The sequence below is a fragment of the Dietzia sp. DQ12-76 genome (genome assembly GCF_014145045.1).
GTDB lineage: Bacteria > Actinomycetota > Actinomycetes > Mycobacteriales > Mycobacteriaceae > Dietzia.
Window position 1 is genome coordinate 1 of record NZ_JAALDV010000329.1, and the last position, 3,175, is coordinate 3,175.

Consider the following 3,175-nt stretch of genomic DNA (forward strand, 5'->3'; position numbering starts at 1 on the left):
ATCCCCCTCCGCGGGGAGCATCCCGCGCCCGCCGAGGCGCCGCCGTCGCTGAACGCTTCCGAGGCCGGTGCCCGCCCCGCGGAGACCTCCGTCCCGCAGCAGCAGGAGGGAGCCGAGGCCTACGGGGCCGCGCCGGGCTCGATCTCCGCTCCGGGTGAACCGCTCTCGGCGTCGTCGTCGACACATCGGGATTCGTCTGCCCGCGGGACCGAGACGCAGACCATCGTCCACCTGGTCCGCCACGGGGAGGTCCACAACCCCGACGGGGTGCTGTATGGCCGCCTGCCGGGTTTCCGGCTCTCCGAGCTGGGGCGGAGTCAGGCCGAGACCGTGGCCCGCACCCTCGGGCAGGGGCACGACATCGTGTCGGTCGTCGCCTCGCCGCTGCAGCGCGCCCAGGAGACCGCCGCCCCACTGGCCGAGGCGTTGGGCCTTCCGGTGGGGATCGACGCGGACATCATCGAGGCCGACAACCGCTTCGAGGGCAACAAGGTCGGCGGCCGGGATGGTGCCCTGCGCAACCCTCGGTACTGGCCGATCCTGGTCAATCCGCTGCGGCCCTCGTGGGGTGAGCCGTACCTGCAGATCGCGCATCGGATGATCGGGGCCGTGTACTCCACGCTCGACTCCGCCCGCGGACACGAGGCGGTCCTGGTGAGCCACCAGCTGCCGGTGTACACCACGCGGAGGTTCCTCGAGGGCCGTCGACTGTGGCATGACCCCCGTTCGCGGCAGTGTTCTCTGGCCTCGATCACCTCCCTGGTCTTCGAGGGGACCACGCTGCGCGAGATCGTCTACTCCGAGCCGGCGGGTGCGTCTGACCCGTCGCAGACGGGAGCCTGATCCATGCGACACCCCAAGGCCGCACTCGGCGCCCTGCTCCTGGCGGGCGCCCTCGTCACCGGTGCTTGCGCGACCAGCACGGACGCGGTGGTGACGGGCCCGGAGACGTTCGAGTTCGTCAGCCCGGACGGCCAGCTGGAGATCCACTACGATCCCCCGTCCGAGCGCAGACCCGTCGCCACGCTCACCGGTCCGGACCTGTTGGACCCGGATCGCACGCTCAACGTCCAGGAGGACTTCGAGGGGCAGGTCGTGATTCTGAACCTGTGGGGCCAGTGGTGCGGCCCGTGTCGCGCCGAGTCCGACGACCTGCAGCGGCTGCAGGACGAGTTCGAGCCCCAGGGCGCGACCGTGTTCGGTATCAACCTCCGCGATCCCAACCGCCAGAAGCCCGTCGACTTCGTCGAGGACAACGGCATCACGTTCCCGTCCATCTGGGATCCCAGTAACGCCGCTGTGGCCGCACTGCGTGGGTTCCCGACGTCCGTGGTGCCGGCCACGATCATCTTGGACAAGCAGCACCGGGTGGCGGCGGTGTACCTGGCCGAGATCACCGATGACAAGCTGCGGGACACCGTGTCGGCGATCCTCGCCGAGGAGGTCGAGCCGGTGTGACCCCGGAGACGATCCTGCTCGCGCAGAGCGTGGGGGAGACCTTCCAGCAGACCGTGGCCAGCGGCCCGATCCTGTTGGCGCTGGGCGCGTGTGTCCTGGCAGGGCTCGTGTCCTTCGCCTCGCCGTGTGTGATCCCACTGGTGCCCGGGTACGTCGCGTACCTGGCGAGTGTCGTGGGGGCCGAGCGTCCCCCGGTCACCGTGGCCGCAGCCGAGCGTCAGCGGGCCGCGACGGCGACGATGACCGTGGACGAACGCCGCACCCGCCGCGCCTCCCGCATGCGCGTGGTGGCGGCGTCGCTGCTCTTCGTGGGCGGGTTCACCGTGGTGTTTGTGGCGCTCAGCGCCATGGTGTTGGGCACCGTGCAGTACCTGGCACCGCAGCAGGAGCTGCTGCAGCGTCTCGGTGGTGTGGTGACGATTCTCATGGGCCTGGTCTTCATCGGCCTCGTGCCGACCCTGCAGCGGGACACGCGCATGCAGCCCAAGTCTCTCTCGACGTGGGTCGGCGCACCGATGTTGGGTGCCGTCTTCGCGCTGGGCTGGACGCCGTGTCTGGGGCCGACCCTGGCGGCGGCGTTGTCCGTGGCCGCGGGGACGGGTGTCGACGCAGCGCGCGGCGTCGTGCTGATCGTGGCCTACTGCCTGGGTCTCGGTCTGCCGTTCGTGTTGGTGGCCTTCGGCTCGACCTGGGCGATGCGTACCGTCGGCTGGCTCCAGAGGCACACCCGCGCCATCCAGGTGTTCGGTGGCGTGATGCTCATCATCGTGGGCCTGCTGCTGCTCTCCGGCGCGTGGGCCCTGTTCATCGACTGGCTCCGCGACTTCGCCATCTCGGATACGACCCTGCCCATCTAGACGGCGACTGACCGTCCCCGGGGTCACGCGGCCTTCGCCCTCTCCCCATCAGCGGCGGCGCCGAACCGTCGGCGGATGCCGTCGTCGAGGTCTCGGAGCAGCGCGAACGGCAGAATCGGCGCTTCGAGGGGTGCCAGCGGCTGCTGTCCCGCCTTGGCCGGTGGTGGTGCCGCGACACGTGGTGTGCCGGAGGGTGGGATCCATCGGACTCCCTGAGGCGCGGTGCGGTCGGGGATCGTCCTCCAGCCGGTCGCGTGGATCATGGCGTGGCAGTCGCCGCTGGCCAGGGCGAGTTGGTCGATGTTCGTCAGCCCGCCGGCTGACCAGGGCGCTGCGCTGTGGTGTGCTTCGCAGTGTCTGGCGTCCTGGTCGCAGTCCGGGTGGGTGCACCCTCCGTATGCGGCGAACAGGGCGAGCCGTTGATAGCGGGAGGCGGTTCTGCGGCTGCGGTAGAGCTTGAGGTCCATCTCCTGGTCGCACAGAGCCAGGAACCAGTGGTTGCCGCGCGCCATGGACAGGGCCTGCAGCACCGGGATGCGGATGCCGCCGTCGCTCTGCCCGCAGCCGGCCAGTGTGGTGGGTTGGTCGAGGTCGACGCGCACGACGATCGCCGCGGGCGCCCCGGTCCGGCGGGCGTCGGCGGACAGGGCCAGCTGCAGCGCGTGAACCATCGCGTCATGCATCCGCTGGCCGTCACTGCGGGTGTCCGGTGCATCGGGGTCGGGCCACAGCCGGCCGGGTTGGCCCCAGCGGGCGTGGACCTCGCGCATGAGAGCCGCCAGCTGCGGGTCCATGGTCATGCTCGCGGTGGCCATGAGGTCCAGTCCCTGGCCTCCGCAGGTCACGGATCTGCGGCGGGA

Annotated in this window: 4 protein-coding genes; 3 read left to right on the forward strand and 1 reads right to left on the reverse strand. The window is 70.6% G+C overall.

Features of this window, described 5'->3' with window-relative positions; all coding sequences use genetic code 11:
- The 3 genes from G6019_RS11505 to G6019_RS11515 all read left to right on the forward strand — a co-directional run.
- Positions 1 to 843, forward strand: an 843-nt coding sequence (locus G6019_RS11505) for a histidine phosphatase family protein (RefSeq protein ID WP_241726010.1), incomplete at its 5' end; no start/stop codon positions are given.
- A gap of 3 nt (positions 844 to 846) precedes the next feature.
- On the forward strand, positions 847 to 1,458 hold the full coding sequence (locus tag G6019_RS11510) for a TlpA disulfide reductase family protein (protein WP_182612681.1): 612 nt from the start codon (positions 847 to 849) through the stop codon (positions 1,456 to 1,458).
- Complete coding sequence (locus tag G6019_RS11515) at positions 1,455 to 2,315, forward strand: cytochrome c biogenesis CcdA family protein (protein WP_182612678.1); 861 nt, start codon at positions 1,455 to 1,457, stop codon at positions 2,313 to 2,315. Before G6019_RS11510 ends, G6019_RS11515 begins: the two co-directional genes overlap by 4 nt.
- A 23-nt stretch (positions 2,316 to 2,338) precedes the next feature.
- Here the strand turns inward: G6019_RS11515 and G6019_RS17360 are convergent.
- Positions 2,339 to 3,175 (reverse strand): HNH endonuclease signature motif containing protein (locus tag G6019_RS17360; RefSeq protein ID WP_241726011.1); only part of this gene is annotated, 837 nt, incomplete at its 5' end.

What these genes read in the sequence shown, in the direction of transcription:
- G6019_RS11510 (WP_182612681.1), top strand. Translation starts at nt 847, where the DNA reads ATGCGACACCCCAAGGCCGCACTCGGCGCCCTGCTCCTGGCGGGCGCC.